This is a genomic window from Acidimicrobiia bacterium, from assembly GCA_040878325.1.
In the GTDB taxonomy this organism is placed as follows: Bacteria; Actinomycetota; Acidimicrobiia; order Spongiisociales; family UBA11373; genus JAUYIV01.
This window is the reverse complement of the sequence record JBBDMM010000002.1, coordinates 119,110-140,473: the sequence shown is the minus strand read 5'-3', so window position 1 is coordinate 140,473 and position 21,364 is coordinate 119,110. Positions and strand designations below refer to the sequence as shown.

At 65.6% G+C, this 21,364-nt stretch carries 17 protein-coding genes and 1 tRNA gene; 13 read left to right on the top strand and 5 right to left on the bottom strand.

What is annotated here, in order from left to right:
* The first annotated feature begins 314 nt into the window (after positions 1-314).
* Positions 315-494 carry a hypothetical protein gene (locus tag WD184_01560; GenBank protein ID MEX0825434.1) on the top strand — a complete coding sequence of 60 codons (180 nt, stop codon included), beginning with the start codon at positions 315-317 and terminating at the stop codon, positions 492-494.
* A 192-nt stretch (positions 495-686) separates the two neighbouring features.
* Here WD184_01560 and WD184_01555 read toward each other — a convergent pair.
* From WD184_01555 to nhaA, 4 genes are all read right to left on the bottom strand, one after another.
* Positions 687-775: transfer RNA gene (locus WD184_01555), tRNA-Trp, on the bottom strand.
* A gap of 5 nt (positions 776-780) precedes the next feature.
* Positions 781-1,713 carry an IS1595 family transposase gene (locus WD184_01550; protein ID MEX0825433.1) on the bottom strand — a complete coding sequence of 311 codons (933 nt, stop codon included), beginning with the start codon at positions 1,711-1,713 and terminating at the stop codon, positions 781-783.
* 393 nt (positions 1,714-2,106) lie between these two features.
* Entirely contained in the window at positions 2,107-3,333 is a 1,227-nt protein-coding gene (locus tag WD184_01545) for an LCP family protein (GenBank protein MEX0825432.1), read from the bottom strand.
* Positions 3,333-4,730: a Na+/H+ antiporter NhaA gene (gene nhaA, locus WD184_01540; GenBank protein MEX0825431.1), complete on the bottom strand. Its 1,398-nt coding sequence runs from the start codon at positions 4,728-4,730 to the stop codon at positions 3,333-3,335. The genes WD184_01545 and nhaA overlap by 1 nt, the downstream gene beginning before the upstream one ends.
* A 137-nt stretch (positions 4,731-4,867) precedes the next feature.
* Between nhaA and trkA the strand changes: the two genes are divergently transcribed.
* The 3 genes from trkA (at position 4,868) to WD184_01525 (ending at position 9,802) form a co-directional block, all read left to right on the top strand.
* On the top strand, positions 4,868-6,196 hold the full coding sequence (gene trkA, locus WD184_01535; protein ID MEX0825430.1) for a Trk system potassium transporter TrkA: 1,329 nt from the start codon (positions 4,868-4,870) through the stop codon (positions 6,194-6,196).
* A gap of 3 nt (positions 6,197-6,199) precedes the next feature.
* Positions 6,200-7,654, top strand: coding sequence for a TrkH family potassium uptake protein (locus WD184_01530; protein ID MEX0825429.1), 1,455 nt, complete (start codon positions 6,200-6,202; stop codon positions 7,652-7,654).
* Between the two features lie 93 nt (positions 7,655-7,747).
* On the top strand, positions 7,748-9,802 hold the full coding sequence (locus WD184_01525; GenBank protein ID MEX0825428.1) for a sodium-translocating pyrophosphatase: 2,055 nt from the start codon (positions 7,748-7,750) through the stop codon (positions 9,800-9,802).
* Between the two features lie 97 nt (positions 9,803-9,899).
* On the opposite strand, the gene WD184_01520 is transcribed toward WD184_01525, so the two are convergent.
* Positions 9,900-10,046, bottom strand: coding sequence for a hypothetical protein (locus tag WD184_01520; GenBank protein MEX0825427.1), 147 nt, complete (start codon positions 10,044-10,046; stop codon positions 9,900-9,902).
* Positions 10,047-10,130: 84 nt separating this feature from the next.
* Here WD184_01520 and WD184_01515 point away from each other — a divergent pair, with 84 nt between their 5' ends.
* The 9 genes from WD184_01515 (at position 10,131) to WD184_01475 (ending at position 21,325) form a co-directional block, all read left to right on the top strand.
* Positions 10,131-11,330, top strand: coding sequence for a histidine phosphatase family protein (locus tag WD184_01515; GenBank protein ID MEX0825426.1), 1,200 nt, complete (start codon positions 10,131-10,133; stop codon positions 11,328-11,330).
* 123 nt (positions 11,331-11,453) lie between these two features.
* Positions 11,454-12,518, top strand: a complete 1,065-nt coding sequence (locus tag WD184_01510; protein MEX0825425.1) for a glycosyltransferase family 4 protein — start codon at positions 11,454-11,456, stop codon at positions 12,516-12,518.
* 132 nt (positions 12,519-12,650) lie between these two features.
* Complete coding sequence (gene topA / locus WD184_01505) at positions 12,651-15,284, top strand: type I DNA topoisomerase (protein ID MEX0825424.1); 2,634 nt, start codon at positions 12,651-12,653, stop codon at positions 15,282-15,284.
* A gap of 50 nt (positions 15,285-15,334) precedes the next feature.
* Positions 15,335-16,771: an MFS transporter gene (locus WD184_01500; protein MEX0825423.1), complete on the top strand. Its 1,437-nt coding sequence runs from the start codon at positions 15,335-15,337 to the stop codon at positions 16,769-16,771.
* The gene (gene tmk / locus WD184_01495; protein MEX0825422.1) at positions 16,768-17,373 is read left to right on the top strand and encodes a dTMP kinase; all 606 of its coding nucleotides are present in this window, start codon (positions 16,768-16,770) and stop codon (positions 17,371-17,373) included. The genes WD184_01500 and tmk overlap by 4 nt, the downstream gene beginning before the upstream one ends.
* Complete coding sequence (locus WD184_01490; protein ID MEX0825421.1) at positions 17,373-18,428, top strand: hypothetical protein; 1,056 nt, start codon at positions 17,373-17,375, stop codon at positions 18,426-18,428. Before tmk ends, WD184_01490 begins: the two co-directional genes overlap by 1 nt.
* A gap of 31 nt (positions 18,429-18,459) precedes the next feature.
* Positions 18,460-19,077: a lysophospholipid acyltransferase family protein gene (locus WD184_01485; protein ID MEX0825420.1), complete on the top strand. Its 618-nt coding sequence runs from the start codon at positions 18,460-18,462 to the stop codon at positions 19,075-19,077.
* A gap of 112 nt (positions 19,078-19,189) precedes the next feature.
* The gene (locus WD184_01480) at positions 19,190-20,107 is read left to right on the top strand and encodes a TIGR01777 family oxidoreductase (GenBank protein MEX0825419.1); all 918 of its coding nucleotides are present in this window, start codon (positions 19,190-19,192) and stop codon (positions 20,105-20,107) included.
* A gap of 48 nt (positions 20,108-20,155) precedes the next feature.
* Positions 20,156-21,325, top strand: coding sequence for an acyl-CoA dehydrogenase family protein (locus WD184_01475; protein MEX0825418.1), 1,170 nt, complete (start codon positions 20,156-20,158; stop codon positions 21,323-21,325).
* Positions 21,326-21,364: the final 39 nt, after the last annotated feature.

The window sequence follows — 21,364 nt, the reverse complement described above, 5'->3', positions numbered from 1 at the left end:
GGTCGAATTGCGAAGGTGATGTTCTACTTGACGCACCACCGACCCGCAATTGCGGGTGCCGCCTGGCCAGCCCTTAAGGGCCACTCATGGACCGGCGGCCTATTCGTCTTCTTTTCATCAACCCTCCTATCTATCTACTTGTCGCGGATGTCGACAGAATTGGGAGGATTGGGTAACACGGGTGGAGGAATAGGGGTTTGTGCGCTTGTGTTTTGTGTGATTGACAAGTAGCGGTAATGGGTAGACAATGTGGACAACTGGTCACACGCGTGTGGTTACGGGTGTGGTGAGCGGACCAGCCAAGGGAGCGGTAGATGGCGGCTGAGCGACGTGGGCCTGTTCAGCGTGTCTCCAGCAAGGATGAGTCGGCGAAGCGCGACTACGACGAGCGCACCAGTCTCCATCCCATGACCTTCGACCAGGCCCTCCGTGGCCTTCTGTCCGTCAAGGTTCCGTCCGACGACACCGATACATCAGAGTCGGACGATAAGTAGGTTTCAAGGTCACCCCCTCTGTACAGGCACTGTCCAGCAAGGGGGCGGGTGAGGCAGACGCAGGTGGTAGACGATGGGCATCCCTTCGGGGATGAAAGTCTCCACCGTGCCCGTCGGTGACGCCGGGCCTTGGACGCCGTCTGCCGGTCTTGAGGGTGTCGGGGGCCCCGTGAGGGGCCCCCGCACTTTCAGTGGAGGGCGGGAGATTTGAACTCCCGTGGGGCTTGGGAGCCCCTACTCGTTTTGGAGACGAGCGCGATAGACCACTCTGCCAGCCCTCCATGATCTAAAGGGTGTCGTACTTGAGTCGCCTCCCTCCGGCCTGGCGGATGGTGCGCCAGGTGCGCTCACCGTCGGTGAGCTTGCGGGTCGAGTAGAGGTAGTCGAAGTTCGCCAGGTACCGCGGGAGGTGGTGGCGGGTGACATGGTGGTGTGTCCCGTCGATCGACCGCTTCAACTGTGAGAAGTACCCCTCGACCGTGTTTGTGGTGACCCGTCCGCGGGCGTATTCGCCGTGGGCGTGGTTGACGGTCTCGTGTCCGGCGAACATCTGCCCTGGCTTGCGGTAGGCCGAGAACTCGTCGGTCATGAGCGTGGAGTCGGGCGTGACGTTGGACGACAGCACTTTGCCGAGGTCGTCGCCGGTGACTCGCTCCATAACCTGACTGCGGGCTTCTCCGTCTCGGCTGACGAGCGTTGACACGGCGGTCTTGTGGGACGCTGTACCGGGTCGTCCGCGGCCGCTTCCGCGGCGTTTGCCTCCGATGTAGGTCTCGTCGGCTTCGATGGTGCCTGAGAGCATCCCTGCGAGCGGGTCGAGCTTCATCGCCTCGCGGATGCGGTGCGACATGAACCAGGCCGACTTGACGGTGATGCCCAACTGCCGGGACAACTCGTGGGCTGAGACGCCGTTCTTGCCAGCGGACATAAGGTGGATACCCAACAACCACTTCGACAGGGGGATGTGGCTGCGCTCGAAGATCGTGCCGATGAGGGCGGAGTACTGCTTCCGGCAGTGCGAGCACTTCCAGAGCCGACGAGGGGAGACCTCGCCCTTGCGGGTCTTGCGGTTCCCGAGGTAGTAGGCCCCGTCCTCCCATCCGCAGTGGGGGCAGGTCGGTCCTTCGGGCCAGCGGATGCTCTCGATGAGTTCCCAGGCGGCGTGTTCGTCGGTGAGGTGCTTGGCAAGTTCTGCGAGGTTGAGTGTGCTGTTGTCCATACCGTCAAAGTACTTCCTGGGTGTGTCAAATTCCGACCCTAGGAGGTGCCTTGACCGCGAATCACACGGTTGTTACCATGTGCGCGTCAGCACCTCCCAAGGCATGCCCTGCCGAACCAGGTGCCGAAGGGCCGTATCGGAGTACCAGTCCGATACGGCCACCGGGGTTCCCAGTCCTCTCTTCCCGAAATCACATGTGATGGAATTTCACGCGTGTCGGTATGTCAAGTCCGAATCGTAACAGGCAAGGTGGACGGTGACTAGTGCGGAGAGTCGCGGGTTGACAACTCGCGGTAGTTACCCACACCAAAAACCGGGTCTTGGTGCGTCAAGTGGAACATCGCCATTGCGAATTGCGAATTGCGAATTGCGAAGCCGAGCGAAGCGAGGCTCCTACTCGTCAATCACGCCGTCTTGTAGGTCCTCGAACACCTCTGCCGCGGTTTCTTCGTCGAGGAACACGACCGAAGCGCCGCCCGCCGCGGTCCCGACCGTGCCTGGCAACACTTGATTGCTGACCTCGGTGGGGCTCATGGTGAAGGCGATGGTGGCGAGGTTGAGCAGGTCGCCGAGCGAGAGGTTGGTCCAGGTGAAGTCCTGGAGGATGGCTAGGAGGGTGGGAATCTGGGTGACGTCTTGTTCGAGCACTCCGTCGAGGGCCCCGAGGATGACCATTCCCTGATGGAGCGATCGAGTGAAGTCTCCACCGGAGATGCGCCGGTTGCGGCTGAACCCGAGAGCGTCCTCACCAAACAGGCGTTGCACCCCGCGTGAGAGGAACGCGTTGGATTTTGGTTCGGCCATCCCGAACGGAACGTCCACCACCACCCCGCCGAAGGCGTTCATCAGGCTCATGAATCCCCCGAAGCCGGTGACGATGTACCCGTCGATCTCCAACCCGGAGAGTTCCTCGGCGATGTCGACCATCTCCTCGGAGTTGCGGTCCGAGCGGGCGTTCACGCTGGAGAACTTGTCCTTGCCGTAGGAAGCCTGGACATAGGTGTCGCGGGGAAACCCGACGACGCTGCCCGCCCCGCGCTCGACGTTGGCCGAGAGGATGTGGATGCTGTCGGCGCGGTACACCGGCTGGAAGCTGCCGATGTTCTTATCGGTGCCAAGGATCAGCACGTGGCGCACGTTGCCGCCGTACCAGGGGCCGACTCCGAACCGGGCGAGATGACCTCCGACGATTTCCCAGCCAGACCCTTCGTCCGCCAACAGCACCATGTCGTCGTCGGCGGTCACCACCGCCACTCGTCCCTCGTCGACCTCGGCGGAGTAGAAGACGGCCTCCACGGTCATATCTGCGGTGGGGTGCACTTCGGCGAGAAGATCGAGCAGCCCGGCGGGAACGGCCGGAAGCGGAAGTGTCCGGTCACCTACCCAGGAGTAAAAGGCCTCGAGCGCCGCCGCAGCCTCGTCGTCTCCCTCCATCACCACGTCGATGACGGCCGAAATGGGGGCGGCCTCGGTGGTCGTGGTCGGAGGCAGCGTCGTCGTCGGTGCCGAGGTGGTGGTGGGTGGACTGGTCGTCGTGGTCGTCGCGCCGCCGTCGTCTCCGCAGGCGGACCCGATCAGGCTGAGGACGAGAAGCACGCCGATCGGACGAGTTGCTCTCATTAGATCGCGACGATACCCGGGTCCGAATCATTCGACTCAGAGCCGCGCCGTCTCGGTCGCGCCCGCAGAATCAGGTATCCAATGATCCCGGCGATCGCAGATCCAGTGAAGATTCCCGTCTTGGCGAAGTCCTCTAGCTCGTGCGCCCGGAAGGCGAGGTCGGAGACGAAGAGCGACACGGTGAACCCGATTCCGGCGATGGCGGCGAGGCCAACGATGTGGGCCCAGCTGGTGAACTTCGGCAGTTCGCCGAGGCCGAGGCGCACCGCCGCCCAGGCGAAGACGCTGATGCCGACCATCTTGCCCACCACCAGCCCGGTAGCCACGCCGAGGGCGACGGGGTGGGTGGCGGCGTCGACGAGGTCTACTCCGGCGAAGCGGACCCCGGCATTGGCCAGCGCGAAGAGCGGCACCACGACGAACGAAGACCAGGGATGGAGTTTGTTCTCGATTCGGCTCAGCGGGGCGACCGATTCTCGTGCAACGTCGGACAACTCGAGTGCGCTGAAGTCGATCCGTTCGACACCTCGCGGGTCCGCTGTCTCGACTTCGTGCCGGCTGATTATGCGACGTGCCCGACCGAGATACTCATCGTCGGTGTACATCGACCGTGCCGGTGTCAGCAGGCCCAGCGCCACCCCGGCCAGGGTGGCATGGACCCCGCTCTCGAAGAGAAAGAACCAGGCGAGGAATCCCATCGGCAGGTAGAAGGCCAGGGACCGGATCCCCACCCGTTGCGCTCCCCAGATCGCCGCCAGCAGCAGAAGCGTCCCTCCGAGGAACCCGAGTGCCACTTGCTCGGTGTAGAAGACGGCGATCACGGTGATCGCCCCGATGTCGTCGACGATCGCCAAAGCCAGAAGGAAGAGCTTGCCGCCCAGGGGCACCCGGCTTCCAAGAAGGGCGACGACACCCACCGAGAACGCGATGTCGGTAGCCATCGGGATGCCCCATCCGTGATAGGCACCCGGCGTACCTCCGGCGATGAGGACATAGAGCGTTGCCGGCACGATCATCCCGCCGAGAGCCGCCACGACCGGCAGCGCGGCCGCCTTGGGGCTTCGCAGGTCGCCACTGACCAACTCGCGCTTGATCTCAAGGCCCACCACGAAGAAGAAGATGGTCATCAACCCGTCGTTGACGACATGCCTCAGGGTTTCGGTCAGGTGGAGTGGACCAATCGTGAGGTCGAATTCGGTGGTCCAGAAGGTTTGGTACGAGCCACCGAAGGGGGAGTTGGCCCAGACAAGGGCAACCACGGCGGAGAGCAGCAGCACGGCGCCACCGGCCGACTCGATGTGGGTGAAGGCAAGCAGGGGCCGCACGAATCGCTTGGGGACGACCCGTTCGGATTCGAGCCACGTGATGTGCTCGGCTGGCGGCGGAGTTCTGGCCACGAGAGAGGGAGAGTAGTGAGGTCCGGGGATCGTCTCGGCAGGCGCCGCAGTGCGTCAAGGGCCCCTCCGAGAGACTCGTGCGTCGCGAGCCGAGGCTCCTAGTCTTCCCGCGGCACCATCCATCTCCCGAGGGGCGCATGCGGATCGTCATAATCGGAGCGGGGGCGGTCGGCTCTCATCTCGCCGAACGCCTCGCATTCGAGGGTCAGGATGTAGTCGTCATCGAATCCGATCCGGTTCGGGCAGACGAACTGCAGAACTCGGTCGATTGCCTCGTCATCAACGAGAACGGGGCGAGCATCCACGCGCTCGAAGCCGCCAATGTCGGAGAAGCTTCGCTGCTGATTGCTGTGACTTCGTCCGATGCGGTCAACATCCTCGCCTGTCAGGCTGCCGCCCGTCTCGGGGTGCCGCGCCGGGTCGCCCGAGTGCAGGATCCGACGCTTCGGGAAGATCTCGATATGCACGGTGTCGACGTGGTGATCGACCCGATCGAAGCGCTCACCCGCGAATTGCTGCTGCTGATTCGCCGGGGAGGTGTATCGGAGGTAGTGGAGTTCGCGGACGGGCGCATCAGTCTCTTTGGGGGGCGAGTTCAGCCGGGGGCCCCGCTCGACGGGATCACCCTGAGGGTGCTGCGCCAGCAAGTCCGCGGGTGGGATTGGATAGTGGCGGCGCTCGTCCGCGACGAGGAGACGATCATCGCCCGCGGCGACTCGATGGTGCACGCGGGTGATCATGTACTGGTGGTGTCGAGCGGATCATCGGCGGATGAGGCGCTCAAGCTGATGGGGGTCGCCGAGCATCGGGCCAAGAAGGTGTTCGTGCTGGGGGCAACCCGCTTGGCGCTCCTCACCGCCGAACTTTTCGTGCGGAGCGGCATCAGCACCGTTCTCGTCGACGTCGAGGCCGACCGGGCCGCGGACCTTGCTGCAAAGTACGACCGACTCGTCGTCATCAAGGGCGATCCGACCGATCCGAAGGTCCTGGAAGCCGAGGGCGTGGGGAACGCCGACGTGGTGCTCGGCTTGTCGGGGTGGGATGAGGTCAACATCCTGGGGTGCCTCGTTGGCAAGGCCCTGGGGGTGCCGACCGCGGTGGCCCGCTTCTCCCGCCTCGAATACGTCCCACTGCTCGCGGGGCACGGCATCGATGCCGGCGTGTCGACCCGCCTCGCCGCCGCCAATGAGATCCTGCGGTTGGTGCGCAGGGGCACGATCCATTCCGTGGCGACGTTCGAGGACACCGACGCCGAGGCGATCGAGTTGCAGGTGTCATCGGACAGCAAGTCGATCGGGAAGACCCTGACCCAGATCGGTTTGCCCCGATCGGGCATCGTGGGCGGCATCGTTCGCGGCAAGAAGGCGTTCATTCCTCATGGCGACACTGTGATCGAGGCCGAGGACCGGCTGATCGCCATTGCACTTCCCGAGGCGATCCACGCGATCGAACGACTCTTCGGCTGACCGATGTCGTATCGAAGACTCGTCCACATCGTCTTCGCCGTGGTGGAGGCGATCGGCGCGGCCATGCTCTCGGCATCCGTGGTCGGGCTGCTGTACCGGGAATGGACCGAGGCCGGGCAGATCGCGGCTGTGGCGGTCGTGGTGATGGCAGTTGGGGAGTTCGGCCGCAGGGTCGCCGGGACCAAGGGAGTCCTCACCACCCGCGAGGGGTTCGCCGCGGTCGGTCTTTCGTGGATCGCGATGTCGTTCGCTGGGACTCTGCCATTCCTGATCACCGGATCGTTGGACGGCCTTACCAACGCCTTCTTCGAGACCGCCTCCGGGCTCACCACAACCGGGGCGTCGGTTGTTCCTGACCCCGCCACTCTGCCCTTCTCGGTCTTGTGGTGGCGCGCTCTCACCCAGTGGATAGGCGGGATGGGAATCATCGTGTTGTCGATCGCGATCCTCCCGCTCCTCGGAACGGGAGGGGTGCAATTGGCCCGTGCCGAGTCACCCGGACCCACGCCTGACCGGCTGACCCCTCGCTTTCGGGAGACGGCCAAGCGGCTCTGGTTCGTGTACGTGGCGTTCACTGCGCTCGAGACTGCACTTTTGGTGATCGGTGACATGTCGTTGTTCGATGCGATCACTCATTCGTTCGCGACGATGTCTACCGGTGGGTTCGGCACGAAGGCGGCTTCGCTCGAAGCGTTCAACGCCTATTCGCAGTGGATCGTGATCGTCTTCATGATCATTGCGGGGGCGTCCTTTGCACTGCACTACCGGGCCATCAGAAACCGGGACGTGCTCGTCCACGTGCGTCACCCGGAGTTCAGGCTCTACGTGATGATCCTCACTGGCGCGGCGGCGTTCATCGTGATCGGTACCTGGGGCACCGACGCCGCCGACGTGATCCGCGACGGAGTCTTTACTGCGGTGTCTCTGGTGACCACCACAGGGTTCGCCACCGCCGACTTCGGGCAATGGGCGGCCGGGTTGCAGGTGATGGCGGTTGGGCTGATGTTTGTGGGAGGAATGGCTGGTTCCACCGCGGGTTCGGTCAAGGTCTATCGGCTCGGAGTGCTCTACGAAGGCTCCAAGGCCGATCTGCGGCGTCTCATCCACCCGCGAGGAGTATTCGTCACCAAATTGGGTAACCAGCCGGTGCCCGACCGCGTGGCGGAGAGCGTCCAGTCGTTCTTCTTGCTTTACATGTTCTTCTTCATGACGGGAACACTCGCCTTTGCCACACTCGACTCGATCTCGGGGACGAATTTCGATCTCACGACCTCGGTGTCCGCCGTCGCCTCGGCGCTCGGGAACGTCGGCCCCGGTCTCTCGGCGGTCGGCCCGACCTCCAGCTACCTCGCAGTGCCAGCCGCGGGAAAGTGGTTGCTTTCCTTTTTGATGATCGTCGGCCGTCTCGAGGTTTTCCCCCTGGTCCTGCTCTTCACCCGGGAGCTGTGGAGGCGGTAGGCAGCAATCCGATGCCCGTTGCCCGTCTGTTGGTGGCGGGCGGCTGATCGGGCACGCCTAATCTCCCTGTCCGTAGTCACCTGAGGAGCGCTCGTGGATCCGGAAGTTTGGTTGTACATCGGTGTCGGCGCGGGCCTGCTCGGGCTCGTTCTTGCCATTTTCTTCGCCCGCCAAGTGCTCGCCGCGCCCCAAGGCAACGAGCGCATGCGTGAGATTTCGGCCGCGATCCGCGAGGGGTCTGGGGCCTTCATGCGCCGCGAGTACACCTGGGTGGCGGTGTTCGTGGTGGCGATGGCCGGGTTGATCTTCGGCCTGCTCGACTACGGGCGGCCATGGGGCGCGATTGCCTATGTGTTCGGCGCCGTGCTCTCGGGTCTCGCCGGCTTCATCGGCATGCGCATCGCTACCGCCGCCAACTCCCGCACCACCGAGGCAGCGCGGGTCGGCGGCGTGAAGCAGGCGCTTCCTCTGGCGTTCCGAGGTGGGGCTGTGATGGGGTTCACGGTTGCCGGGTTGGGACTTGCGGGTCTCGCGTTCGCCTTCCTCGTCTTCGTCCAATGGCTCGAGGTGGATCAACCTTTTCAGGTGCTGACCGCGGTCGGACTCGGCGGATCGACCATTGCGCTGTTCGCCCGCGTCGGCGGAGGTATCTACACCAAGGCTGCCGATGTCGGTGCCGACCTCGTCGGCAAGGTCGAAGCCGGAATCCCCGAGGACGATCCTCGCAACCCGGCGGTGATCGCCGACAACGTGGGCGACAACGTCGGTGACGTGGCCGGCATGGGTGCCGACCTGTTCGAGTCCTATGTCGGGTCGATGGTGGCGCCGATCGCCTTCGCGGCGTTCGTCTTCGCCGGCCGCGACTTTCTGGCGCAGGCCCTGGTGTTCCCGTTGGCGGTGGCGGCGATCGGTATGGGCGCCTCCATCATCGGCTCGTTCCTGGTCCGGCCTCGGGGCACCAACCTCGCGGCGGCTCTTCACCGCGGCACCTATGCCGCTGCCATCCTCACGGTGCTGGGAACACTTGCCCTCGTCTACGGAATGTTCGGCGACATCGACGGCGTCGACAATCCGCTGGGGTTGTTCCTCTCGGTCGTCATCGGGCTCGCAGTCGGGCTGGCCGTCGGCCAACTGTCCGAGCTGTTCACGTCCGATCATTGGCGGCCGGTCAAGGAGATCGCCCGCCAGTCAGAGACCGGTCCTGCCACGGTTGTCCTCGCGGGTATCGCCGACGGGATGCGGTCGGCGGCATATTCGGTGATCGTCGTTGCCGCGGGCATTGCGGGCGCCTACTGGGCCGGAGAGATGGCATTCACGGACGGCGGCATCTATGGAATCGCCATCGCGGCCATCGGGGTGTTGGCCACGCTCGGGATAACGGTGTCGGTCGACGCCTACGGGCCCATCGCCGACAACGCGGGTGGCATCGCTGAGATGGCTCACCTTCCAGCCGAGGTCCGGCAGGCGACCGACGCGCTCGACTCGCTCGGAAATACCACCGCCGCCGTCGCCAAGGGATTCGCCATCGCCTCCGCGGGGGTGACTGCCTTGGCGCTGTTCTTTGCATTCAAGGAGGCTGTCGGGCTCGAGGTCATCGACATCCTCCAGGTCGAGACCACCGTGGGTCTCTTCCTTGGGGCGATGTTCCCGTTCCTGTTCGCATCGCTCGCCATCAAGGCGGTGGGGCGCGCTGCCCACCAGATGATCGAAGAAGTGCGGCGCCAATTCCGCGAGATCCCCGGACTTCGGGAAGGACGGGAGGATGCCCGGGCGGACTATGCCCGCTGCGTCGACATCTCAACGGCATCGGCGCTGCGCGAGATGATCGTTCCCGGGGCGCTGGCGGTGGCCCTACCACTGGCGATCGGGTTCGTCGACGTTCAGGCGCTCGGGGGATTCCTGGCTGGCGCGCTGATCACCGGCTTTCTATTGGCGATCTTCATGGCCAACGCGGGAGGGGCCTGGGACAACGCCAAGAAGTTCATCGAAGCAGGTGCCTATGGGGGCAAGGGCTCAGACGCTCACAAGGCGGCCGTTGTGGGCGACACCATCGGGGACCCATTCAAGGACACTGCAGGTCCGGCGATGAACATCGTGATCAAGGTGATGACGATCGTGTCGCTCATCTTCGCTGAGGCGTTCATCTAGGGCGTAATTGGCCGGCCGAAGGCCGCCCGGCGACCTCGCAAATCGACAAAGTCGTCTGTGGGGCCGGGTGGGCGCGAGAGAGCGGCTTCTCGCTTCGTCAGCGGCGGTCGTCGCCCATGCCTGGCGGGTTGTCGCCCCAGGGACCGCGTTCTATGTAATCCCGCATGGTCTTGACCCGCGCCCGATGCACCAGCACGTAGATGCCGATGAAGACGGCGCCGAGGAGTCCCCAGACGAATCCCATGCCGTGGATTGTACGGGATGCACCTCGATTTGGCAGGCGATTCGTTCGATCTAGCCTTTGGCGCCCCGTCGCAGGCTTGTCACGATGCCCGTCGAGATCACATTGGTTCGCCACGCCGAGACCGAGGCCAACGCCGCCGGTATCTGGCAGGGTCACGGCGATCATCCCCTGAGCGCCCTGGGGCGTTCGCAAGCCGCAGCAGTGGGCCGTCGCCTGCAGGATCGAACCTTCGATCTGGTCATCGCGTCCGACTTGCCGCGCGCGGTCGAGACCGCTGCCCTCGCCGGCTTCGATGCCAAACCCGACCTGTCGTGGCGGGAGATCGATATCGGGGTGTGGCAGGGCTTGACCCGGGGCGAGGTTCATGAGCGCTTCCCCGAGGAGATCGCAGGAGTCCGGGCCGGTCAACCCGTGAAGATGGGGGGCGCCGAGTCCTGGGCCGACCTGGGGCGGAGAATCAAAGTGGCATTCGCCGAGATGGTTGGTGACGCGGCCGATGGGTCGCGAATTCTCGTTGTCACCCACGGGGGGGTGGTCCACGCGGTCCTGGCGAGCCAACTGCGCTTTGCAGATCGCTCCGCGCCGTGGCCGATCGATCGGGTTCGCAACACCGGCATCACCGAGATGGCAGTCGACCAGGGCAGCTTCAGGCTGGTGTCGTTCAACGATGGCCGCCACCTCGACGACGACCTCGATCTCGGGATCGCGTTGTTCCGACATGCGGAGTCGGAGGCGAATGCCTCGGGGAGGTGGCACGGCATCACCGATGGCCCACTCACCGAGCGCGGCCGCCGGCAGGCGGCCGATCTGGGCCAACATCATCGCGGCGTCACCCGTATCTACGCCTCGCCTTTGGAGCGGGCTCGTGCAACTGCCGAGGCGTTCGCCGCGATCCGCGGCTTGCCCGTCGAAACCCTCGTCGAGTTGATCGAAGTCGACTTCGGCTCCTGGGAGAACCTCACCCCCCACGAGATCGCCGAGCGACATCCCGAGGACTGGGCCGCCGTCTTCGAAGGTGGTGAGGACCGCCCTCGTGGGGGCACCGGCGACACTTTCGCCGCGGTGGGGGAGCGTCTGGCCGGCGTCATCGACCGAATGGAGCAGCTCCATCCGAGGGAACGGGTTGCCCTCTTCAGCCACGGCGGCGCCATCTGGTCGTTGACCGCCCGGGTGCTCGGCCTGTCGTGGTCGAATTGGCGCAGCCTGGCGATGCCGTCCAACACCAGCGTCAGTCACGTCCGCATCGACTCCGGCAGACAGGTGTTGGTGGATTACAACGTCTGACTTCGGGGCCTCGCCCTGAGGCAGACGCGAAACCGCGGACGACCCGATCTGTCGCGATTGCCAGCGGCGGGGTTTCGCCTTTCGCCTTTCGCCCTTCGCCCCTCGGCCCGCGAGACTCCGCAGATGCGTGTTCTTCTGGTCACGAACGACTTCCCCCCTAAGCCGGGGGGGATTCAGCAGTACCTCAATGGCTTGGTGGCGGCGTTCCCCGGAGAGATTCGGGTGCTCGCCCCGAGGGATGACTCCGCCGGGCCGCGCGATGGAGTGGTCCGCGGCCACCGTCGATTCATGTGGCCGAGTCGGCGAACCCGGCGTTGGGTGGCGAGCCAGGTGGCCGACTTCCAACCCGATGTCGTGCTGTTCGGGGCACCTCACCCGTTGGCCCACTTGGGGCCCCGCCTTCGAGAGGAGACAGGGGTTCCGTATGCGGTGCTCTGTCACGGCGCCGAGGTCACGATGCCGGCGGCCTTCCCGGTGACGCGGCAGTTGGTGAAGTACCCGTTGCGGCGCGCCGACGCGGTGCTCGCAGTCTCCACCTACACGGCGGGTCGCGTAGAACGGCTCGCGGGGCGGCCCGTCCGGGTGGTGGGGGTCGGGGTCGATCCGGCGTTTGGCCCCGGAGCCGTTCCTGCATCCGCGGTGGTGGGCTGCGTGAGCAGGTTCGTCCCGCGGAAGGGCCAGGGGCGGGTGCTCACCGCAGTTGCCCGCCTGAGAAGAGAGGGTCGCGATGTCTCGGCGCTACTCGTGGGGGCGGGGAGGGACGAGGCCCGGTTGCGCCGGCTCGCCGACCGCCTCGGAGTGCCGACCCGGTTCGAGGTGGGCGTCCCGTACTCGCGCCTCCCTTCTCTGTATCGGGAGATGTCGGTTTTCGCCATGCCATGCCGATCACGCTGGCTCGGTCTCGAGGTCGAAGGGCTCGGCGTTGTCTACCTGGAGGCCGCTGCCACCGGATTGCCCGTCATAACCGGCGGTTCAGGCGGTGCTCCTGAGACGATCGATCCAGGAGTCACGGGATTCGTGGTCGATAGCGACGACGCCCTTTTCGACGCGCTCCGCCGGCTTGTCGACGATCCGAACTTGGCTACTTCGATGGGGCAGTCCGGCGGCAAATGGATCGCCGAACGGTTCACCTGGGACACCGCCGCGGCCCGCTTCGAAGCCGGATTGCGAGAGGCCGTCCCTGGATAGGTCTGCGTGCCATTGGGAGCACTGTCCTTGACATGGCACCCGTGTCGTCGTAAACCCTTTACCGGATAGGCTCGCCCCGGAGATCAGCCAGCGACCGATCCGCACACCCCCTACCCGTCCCCTGCGGAGACCATGCCCTCCAAACTCGTCATCGTCGAGTCGCCTGCAAAGGCGCGCACCATCGCCGGATTCCTCGGCGGCGACTTCGTCGTGGAGTCCTCGATCGGGCATGTGCGGGACCTGCCGCGCAGCGCCGCCGACATTCCCAAGTCTCACAAGGACGAGTCGTGGGCGCGCCTCGGGGTCGACACGGCCAACGACTTCAAGCCGCTGTACATCGTGCCCAATGAGAAGAGCGCCCAGATCACGAAGCTGAAGAAGTTGGTGAAGGCGGCAGACGAGGTCTATCTCGCCACCGACGAGGACCGAGAAGGCGAGTCGATCGCATGGCACCTCATCGAGGTTCTCAGTCCGAGAGTGCCGGTCAAGCGAATGGTGTTCCACGAGATCACCCCGGAGGCGATCCGACGCGCCATCGACTCTCCGCGCGACCTGGATCGGCGTCTGGTCGACGCTCAGGAGACACGTCGCATCCTTGATCGCCTCGTCGGGTATGAGGTTTCGCCGGTCCTATGGAAGTTGATTCGCCCCAAGCTGTCCGCCGGCCGGGTGCAGAGCCCGGCGATTCGGATAATCGTCGAGCGGGAGCGCGAGCGGATGGCATTCCGGGCTGCCGGCTACTGGGATGTGGCGGGGGTCTTTGCGACCGACGAAGGGTCCTTCTCCGCCGTGCTCGCCGCGCTCGACGGGGTGAGGGTCGCCACCGGGAAGGACTTCGACAGCGTGGGTGCCGTCTCCAAGAGCGATGTGGCTGTGCTCGACCAGGAGCGCGCCGAGAACGTCGTGGCCGATCTCGAGACCGCCGATTTCGCCATCCGTCGGGTCGAGAGCAAGCCCTACAAGCGGTCCCCGTATCCGCCATTTCGAACCTCCACATTGCAGCAGGAGGCCGGACGCAAGCTCCGTTTCGGATCACAGCGCACGATGCAGGTTGCCCAGAAGCTCTACGAGAACGGGTACATCACCTACATGCGCACCGACAGCACGTCGCTGTCAGAGACGGCGATTGCCGCCGCCCGGTCGCAGGTCGCCGAGTTGTACGGCGCCGAGTATCTGCCCGACTCGCCGCGGGTCTACGCCAGCAAGGTCAAGAACGCCCAGGAGGCCCACGAGGCGATCCGTCCGGCTGGTGATCGCTTTCGCACGCCGGACGCGGTCGCCGCGGAACTGAACAAGGACGAGGCTCGGCTCTACGACCTCATCTGGAAACGGACCGTGGCCTCCCAGATGGCCGATGCGATCGGCGAGAGCGTCCAGGTGCGGCTTGGCGCCGCGGGGGCGTCCGGACGCGACGCCGAGTTCGCCGCATCAGGCAAGGTGATCTCGTTCCCCGGGTTCCTCCGGGCGTATGTCGAGGGCTCCGACGACCCGGAGGCCGAGCTCGAGGATCAGGAGGTCCGGTTGCCGCCCCTGTCCGAGGGCCAAGCGGTCGATGCCGAGAGCCTGGAGGCGGTCGGGCACGAGACCAAACCTCCCGCTCGGTACACCGAGGCATCGCTCGTGAAGAAGCTGGAGGAGTTGGGGATCGGTCGGCCATCGACCTACGCCTCGATCATCTCGACCATCCAGGATCGCGGGTATGTGTGGAAGAAGGGCTCCGCACTCGTACCGACCTTCCTCGCCTTTGCCACCGTCCGCCTGCTGGAGAGGCACTTCGCGACGCTGGTCGACTACGGATTCACCGCGCGCATGGAGGAGGACCTCGATGAGATCGCAGGTGGCGACCGCGAGCACATCCCCTACCTCTCGACTTTCTACTTCGGGAATGGGCATCCCGGGTTGCTCGATCTGGTGGCCAAGACGTTCGATGACGCCGATGCCAAGGAGATCAACACGATTCCCTTCGGGGGCGGAAGCGGCGATGTAGTGCTCCGGAGCGGCCGGTACGGGCCCTATCTCGAGCGCGGGGAGAGTCGTGTGAGCGTTCCGGACGACCTGGCACCGGACGAGTTGACCGCCGAGAAGGTGGAGGAATTGTTCGACGCCCCATCAGGTGAGCGCGAACTCGGCACCGACCCAGAAAGCGGACTCGAGGTGGTTGCCACGACGGGTAGGTTCGGGCCTTACGTCCTTCTGGTGGAGCCCGAGGACTCGAAGAAGAAGCCGAAGACGGCTTCGCTGTTCAAGTCGATGAGCCTGGACACGGTCACCATGGATGACGCCCTCCGGCTTCTGGCGCTTCCTCGAACTGTCGGCAACGATCCGGACAGCGGGGAGCAAATCACGGCCCAGGGCGGCAAGTTCGGCCCATACCTCAAAAAGGGGACCGACACCCGCAGCCTCGAGACGGAGGAGCAGATCTTCGAGATCGACCTTGCCGGGGCACTCGAGCTTTTTTCCCAGCCGAAGCGGCGAGGTGCCAGGAACACCGGTCCCTTGAGGGAGGTGGGCATCGACCCGGAAACCGGGTGCGCAGTCGTGGTGCGCGATGGTCGGTTCGGCCCGTATGTCACCGATGGCTCGGTCAACGCTTCGCTGCGCCGCGAGGACGCGGTCGAATCGATCTCGATCGAACGCGCCTCCGAGCTGCTTGCCGAACGCCGGGCGAAGCTCGAAGCCGAAGGCAAGAAGATCAAGCCATGCAAGAAGGCCCCCGAGGCTGCGGGAGTCCCGGAGTCCCCGGACGCAATGACGGGCGCTGAGTAGCTCTCGGTTTGTCCGGAGGGTCCAACGGAGGGCTCTGATAGCCTCATCGGGTGACTCAGGTAACCGGGGCCGTACCTCGATCGGCGTGGGCGCTGATGCGGTCGGGCCCCTTTTCGCGGCTGTGGCGCGCAGGGTTGATCAGCAGCACCGGCGATTGGGTGGCGATCCTCGCCACCCTCACCCTCGCGGATGAGCTCGCCGGTGGCGGGGGCATCGTGCTCGCCCTCATGTCCCGAGTCGTCCCCGGGCTGTTCTTCGCGGCCATCGGCGGCGTCATCGCCGACCGGCTGCCTCGTAAGTATGTGATGATCGCAGTCGAGGTGGGGCGAGCTTGCCTTGTCTTCAGTCTGGCGTTCGTTGAGACGATCGGTGCTCTCATCTACGTAAGCCTGGCGATGGAAGCGCTCACCCTCATCTTTCAGCCGGCGAAGGAGGCCACGGTGCCGACACTCGTGGCACGCAGCGAGATCGTCAGGGCGAACAGCCTCTCGCTGAGCGCGGCCTACGGAACCTTTCCGCTCGGCGCGGCGATCTTCACCGCGATCGCACCGATCAGCGACGACATCACGCTTGGTGGTCTTCTACCGGGGACAGTGGTGGGGCTCGCCTTCTTGTTGGACGCGATGACTTATATCGCGTCTGCCCTGATCCTCACCACCCTCCCCGCCCAGGCGAGGCGGCAGCGGCGGCCCGGGCAGAAGCGGAGCTTCAGCCTGATGGTGCCGCTGCGCGACCTGTGGGAGGGGATCACGTTCGTGGCCAGCCACCGGAGAATTCGCTCGGTCGTGCTGGCGATGACAGTCGCGCTTGCCGGCGGCGGGATCATTGTCGTGCTCGGCAAGCCGTTCGCCACCTCGGTGCTCGGTGCGGGCACGGTTGGTTTTCCCGCGCTACTGACCGCTTTCGGACTCGGCGCCGGAGCCGGGATCGTGGGAGTCACGATCTGGGGGCCACGGTTCCAGAACAAGGACGTGGTATTCGCCTTCGCCCTTCTCGTGACGGGCGTGTCGCTCGCCTCTGCCGCCTTCGTCAAGACTCTCTTCGGCGGGGTTGGCTGGATCTCGGCGATGGGTCTTGGGGCTGGCGCGGCATATGTACTGGGATTCGCTCACCTCCACGAACAGACCGAGGATGACTTGCGGGGCCGCACCTTCGCCGCCCTTCTGTCCTTGATGAGAATCGGCCTGCTGACGGCGATGATGGTCGCCATCCCGCTCTCCAACCTTCTCAACGGAGTTCTGCCCGGACTGATGTCCAGTGGATCGCGGATGGTCCTGCTGGTTGGCGGTGTCACCATTCTCGGAAGCGGGCTGGTGACCATGTGGAGCGTTCGTCGGAGCCTGATCGCCCTCGGCCAAATCGGTGAGCGCCCTGAGGTCGACACCGCTCTCGAGGCGATGCGGCACCACCGGAAGCGGATTGCGGGACTCGAGGAGACCAACGAGTTGGATGTCGTTCGGGTAGACCCCAAGGGCGGAGGCGAGTGAGCCGCTACGCAGCCATCGAGGGCGTCGACGGTGCCGGGAAGTCCACGGTCGCATCAGGGGTGGCGACGGCCCTCGAGGTGCGGGGCATCGAGGTGGTACGGGTGCGTGAGCCGGGGGGCACCCCCGCGGGGGAGGCCATCAGGTCGATCCTGCTCGAAAGCTCATCCGACCTCGCCGATTGGACCGAGGCGCTGCTGTTCGCCGCTGCCCGCGCCCAGCTGGCCTCCTCGATCGTTGGTCCCGCCCTCGCCGCCGGCAAGACGGTGATCTCGGACCGCAGCGTCTACTCCTCGCTGGCGTACCAGGGTGCGGGCCGCGGGCTCAGCCTCGAGGCCGTCCGCCGGGTGAACGAAACCGGCCTCGGGGGCGTGTGGCCTGACACCGTCCTGCTGCTGCGCCTCGACCCGGACCATGGGCTGGCCCGTGAAGATGAAGCCGACCGCATTTCGCTGGCCGGAGCCGACCTGCACCGGCGGGTGGCGGAGGCGTATGGCCGGCTGGCCGAATCCGAGCCCGACCGCTTTGTCGTCATCGATGCCTCGGGCTCGATCGACGAGGTGGTTGGCGCGGCGATGGCCGCCCTCGACGGCCGGTGGCATTGATGTTCCGCGAGATCATCGGCCACCGAGCCGTCCTCGAGATGCTCGAGGGCGACCTCAAGCAGCCTTCGCACGCGTATATGTTCGTTGGCCCGGGCAGCGTCGGTAAGGCGACGGTGGCCCGGCTCTTCGCCGCCCACATTCTCTGCGGAGACGACGAGCGGGACGTCCGTCGGGCGTTGGCCGGCCACCACCCGGACCTGGTGCTCGTCGAACCCGACGGACGTTCGGCGCTCACCGTCGATCGTGCGCGCGACACGGTGGCTCGATCGGTGCTCACCCCGGTCGAGGCCACCCGCAAAGTGTTCGTGTTCGAGGAGGCCGGCGCGATGAATGACGAAGCGGCCAACGCCCTGCTCAAGACACTCGAGGAGCCGTCGGCCACCACGATGTTCGTGCTCGTCGTCGAGTCGCTCGACGACCTCCCCGCGACGGTGTCGAGTCGCTCTCGGACCGTATTCTTCGGTCGGGTGCCCGAGGCCGAGATCGCGCGGGCGCTGGTGGAGCAAGGGATCTCGGCGGATCAGGCTGAGCGGGTTGCTACATCGTCGGGCGGCCGCCCGGGCATCGCTCTGATGCTGGCGACGCGTCCCGAGGTCGCGGCGTTTCGCACCGCCTGGCTTTCTGTTCCGATGCGGGTCACCCCGAGCCCGGGGGATGCGTACCGGCTGGCCGAGGAGTTGGTGGGTGCCGTCGAGCCGCTTCTCGCAGGCCTGGGTGATCGTCATGCCCTGGAACTCTCCCAAGGCGAAGACCAGGGCCACGACCTCCGGATGATCAAGGAGCGTCACGAGCGCGAGCGCCGGCGAGCGGGTGCCGCCCTGCACACCGCCGGCCTCGAGATTCTTGCATCGTGGTATCGGGACGCCGCGGTCGCCCAGTACGGTGGACCGGTACGGAATCGAGATGTCAGTGGGGCTGATCTGGCTGAAGTATCGGCTCGAGGCGCTGTGACGAAGGCCCATCGCGTTCTCGACGCAGTCGACTCCATGAACGCCAACCAACGACCCGAGCTCGCCTTCGGGGCGCTGTTTGCCGACCTTGGAACCGCGACTTAGGCCCGGCTTCCCGTTCGGTGCCCGACCCTCGATGAGGGTCGCCCGCCCGGTGGGGATCGCCCTTTCGCGGCTGTGGGCAGACTTCGAGCGAATCGGCCCGGAGCTTCCTGCCGGGCCGCTCGTGCTCGCGGCCAATCACTATTCCCACGTGGATCCGGTGGTGGTGAGCTTTGGCGCTGGTCGACCGGTCAGATTCCTCGCAGTCGACGAGTTGTTCGGAAGGTCGACCATCTTCGACCGACTGACACTCTGGCTCGGGGCCATTCCGATGTCGAGAACGAAGGCGCCGCTTGGAGCCCTGCGAGTGGCTCTCGCCGAGCTCGCTGCCGGGGGGACCGTCGGGTTGTTTCCCGAGGGCCTTCGCGTCTGGGCTTGGGGTGAGGTCGAGCCCAAACGGGGAGCTGCCTGGCTGGCGCGCCGCGCCGGGGTGCCGCTGGTCCCCATGGCGATTGTCGGCACCGACCTGGTGCTGGGACGTGGCGTCCGGCGGCTCTCGCGCAACCCGGTGACCGTGGTGGCTTGCGAGCCGATCCAACCGGGGGACTATCCGCCCGGGGGTGACCCGGCGGGAGCGATGACCAGGGAGTGGGAGAAACGCATCGACGGGGCCCTCCGGTCTGCAGCCGAGCTGCGCAACTCAGGGGGATAGGCCCACGGCCCACTGCCGACGGCAAGAGACGCGCGGGGCTTTGCCGCACATTCTGGCTGTAGGCCGTTGACCGTCGGCCCCTTGGGCGGCGAGGCGCTTACCCTCGCGACCAATGCGATTTCTCATTGCTGGCTCATCGGGCCTGATCGGATCCGCTCTCGCCGATCGCCTCGCCGGCGAAGGCCACGAAGTGGTGCGCCTCGTCCGCCCCGAGACGAAGGCCGAGGGAATCGCCTGGGACCCTCCGCACCCGCTCGAACCCCGCCTGGTCGAAGGGTTCGACGGCGTGGCCAATTTCGGGGGACGATCGATCGGAGAGCGTCGTTGGTCCGACCGGGAGAAGCATCTCTTGTGGGAAAGCCGGGTAGGTCCCACCCGGGTGCTCGCACAGGCACTTGCGGCTGCCGCGCAACGGCCCTCGGTGTTGGTGAACGGCTCGGCCACTGGTTTCTTCGGCGACGGCGGTGACCGGATCCTCACCGATGACGCCCCCAAGGGTGAAGGGTTCCTCACCGACCTCACCGCGGCCTGGGAGGCGGCCACCGCACCGGCGTCTGCCGCGGGGATCAGGGTGGTCACGCCGCGATCCGGGATCGTGCTCAGCCCCGACGGCGGTGCCCTCGGGAGGCTGCTCGCCCCGTTTGGGCCCCGGTGGTTGAGTCCGTATCGGTGGGGCCTGGGGGGTCCCGTGGGCGGGGGGAAGATGTACTGGTCGTGGATCTCTCTTCGCGACGAGGTGGCCGGCATACGCCACTTGCTCGTCGATTCCCAACTTGTCGGCCCGGTGAACCTGGTGTCTCCCCACCCGGTCACCAATCGGGAGTTCATCAAGACCCTCGGTCGGGTCATTCGCCGCCCCACGGTGATGCCGATACCCGGGTTCGTGCTGAAGATCGTGCTCGGGAGCGAACTCGCCGATGCTCTGGTCCTCGAAGGGCAGCGCGCCGTTCCCGCCCGCCTTCAGGCGGACGGCTTCGTATTCAGCGACACCGACTTGGAGCAGGCGATGCGGGAAGCGCTCACCCCCTAGCAAAGGTTTCTTTGCCGGGCACCGCTGGTGGTGTGCCAACATGGCGCCATGACCATCACTGCGAAGACCGTCGAGGGATCGATCGACCGTCTGCTGGCGGAACACGATCCGAAGGGCGACCCGGTCGAATTCCTCGGTGCCCGCTACGACATGGGCCTCGCGTGGGTGTGGTTCCCCGAAGGCCTTGGAGGAGTGGAGGCGCCGCGCGGTCTGCAGACCCTCGTCGAGCAGCGGCTGGCGGATGCGGGCGCCCCCCATCCCGCCCGGTTCAATGCGCTCGGGGTGGGCATGGGCGCCCATGTGCTGATGGAGCATGGCACCGAGGCCCAGCAACGCCAGTGGCTACGCCCGATGTTCACCGGCGAGGAGATCTGGTGTCAGATGTTCTCCGAGCCGGGGGCGGGTTCGGATGTGGCCGCCCTGGCCATGAAGGCGCTGCGCGATGGCGACGAGTGGGTGGTGAACGGTCAGAAGGTATGGACCACCCTCGCCCATGTTGCAAAGTGGGGGATGCTTGTGGTCCGGACCGATCCCGAGGTCCCCAAACATCAGGGCATGTCGTATTTCATCGTCGATATGGAATCTCCGGGAGTCGAGGTGAGGCCGCTTCGCCAGATCACCGGCGAGGCCGAGTTCAACGAGGTCTATTTCGACGACGCGCGAATTCCCGACGAGAACCGCATCGGCGAGGTCGGCGACGGGTGGAGGGTGGCGCTGACGACGCTGATGAACGAGCGGGTTGCCATCGGTGGCACGATCGCCCCCCGGGCCGCCGGCCCGATCAGTGAGGCGGTGCGGGTGTGGAAGGAGTACGGCCACGACGACAATGCCGCTCGTGACAGGCTCATGACGCTCTGGGTCCGCGCCGAGGCTGCCCGGCTCACCAACCTGCGCGCCGGCCAGATGCGGATGATCGGCACCCCGGGACCCGAGGGATCCACCGCCAAGCTGGTCTACGCCGAACTGAACAAGAAGATCTATGAATTCGTCGTCGAGTTGATGGGACCGGAGGGAATGCTCTACGACTCGTACCAGATGACCCGGCCTGACGAATTCACCAGCCACCCGCCGGTCAAGGCGTTCCTGCGGGCGCGGGCGAACTCGATCGAAGGCGGCACCTCCGAGATCATGAAGAACATCCTCGGCGAGCGTGTCCTCGGTCTCGCCGGGGAGCCCCGGGTCGACAAGGACCTCCCCTGGAGTCAAGTACCCCGGTAGAGAGTCTCCAGTCTCCAGTCTCCAGTCTCCAGCAAGAGG

What these genes read in the sequence shown, in the direction of transcription:
- WD184_01485 (MEX0825420.1), top strand. Translation starts at nt 18,460, where the DNA reads ATGAGGGTCGCCCGCCCGGTGGGGATCGCCCTTTCGCGGCTGTGGGCA.
- WD184_01490 (MEX0825421.1), top strand. Translation starts at nt 17,373, where the DNA reads ATGTTCCGCGAGATCATCGGCCACCGAGCCGTCCTCGAGATGCTCGAG.
- WD184_01530 (MEX0825429.1), top strand. Translation starts at nt 6,200, where the DNA reads ATGTCGTATCGAAGACTCGTCCACATCGTCTTCGCCGTGGTGGAGGCG.
- WD184_01550 (MEX0825433.1), bottom strand. Translation starts at nt 1,713, where the DNA reads ATGGACAACAGCACACTCAACCTCGCAGAACTTGCCAAGCACCTCACC.
- WD184_01475 (MEX0825418.1), top strand. Translation starts at nt 20,156, where the DNA reads ATGACCATCACTGCGAAGACCGTCGAGGGATCGATCGACCGTCTGCTG.
- WD184_01520 (MEX0825427.1), bottom strand. Translation starts at nt 10,046, where the DNA reads ATGGGATTCGTCTGGGGACTCCTCGGCGCCGTCTTCATCGGCATCTAC.
- trkA (MEX0825430.1), top strand. Translation starts at nt 4,868, where the DNA reads ATGCGGATCGTCATAATCGGAGCGGGGGCGGTCGGCTCTCATCTCGCC.
- WD184_01510 (MEX0825425.1), top strand. Translation starts at nt 11,454, where the DNA reads ATGCGTGTTCTTCTGGTCACGAACGACTTCCCCCCTAAGCCGGGGGGG.
- topA (MEX0825424.1), top strand. Translation starts at nt 12,651, where the DNA reads ATGCCCTCCAAACTCGTCATCGTCGAGTCGCCTGCAAAGGCGCGCACC.
- WD184_01545 (MEX0825432.1), bottom strand. Translation starts at nt 3,333, where the DNA reads ATGAGAGCAACTCGTCCGATCGGCGTGCTTCTCGTCCTCAGCCTGATC.
- WD184_01480 (MEX0825419.1), top strand. Translation starts at nt 19,190, where the DNA reads ATGCGATTTCTCATTGCTGGCTCATCGGGCCTGATCGGATCCGCTCTC.
- WD184_01515 (MEX0825426.1), top strand. Translation starts at nt 10,131, where the DNA reads ATGCCCGTCGAGATCACATTGGTTCGCCACGCCGAGACCGAGGCCAAC.
- WD184_01560 (MEX0825434.1), top strand. Translation starts at nt 315, where the DNA reads ATGGCGGCTGAGCGACGTGGGCCTGTTCAGCGTGTCTCCAGCAAGGAT.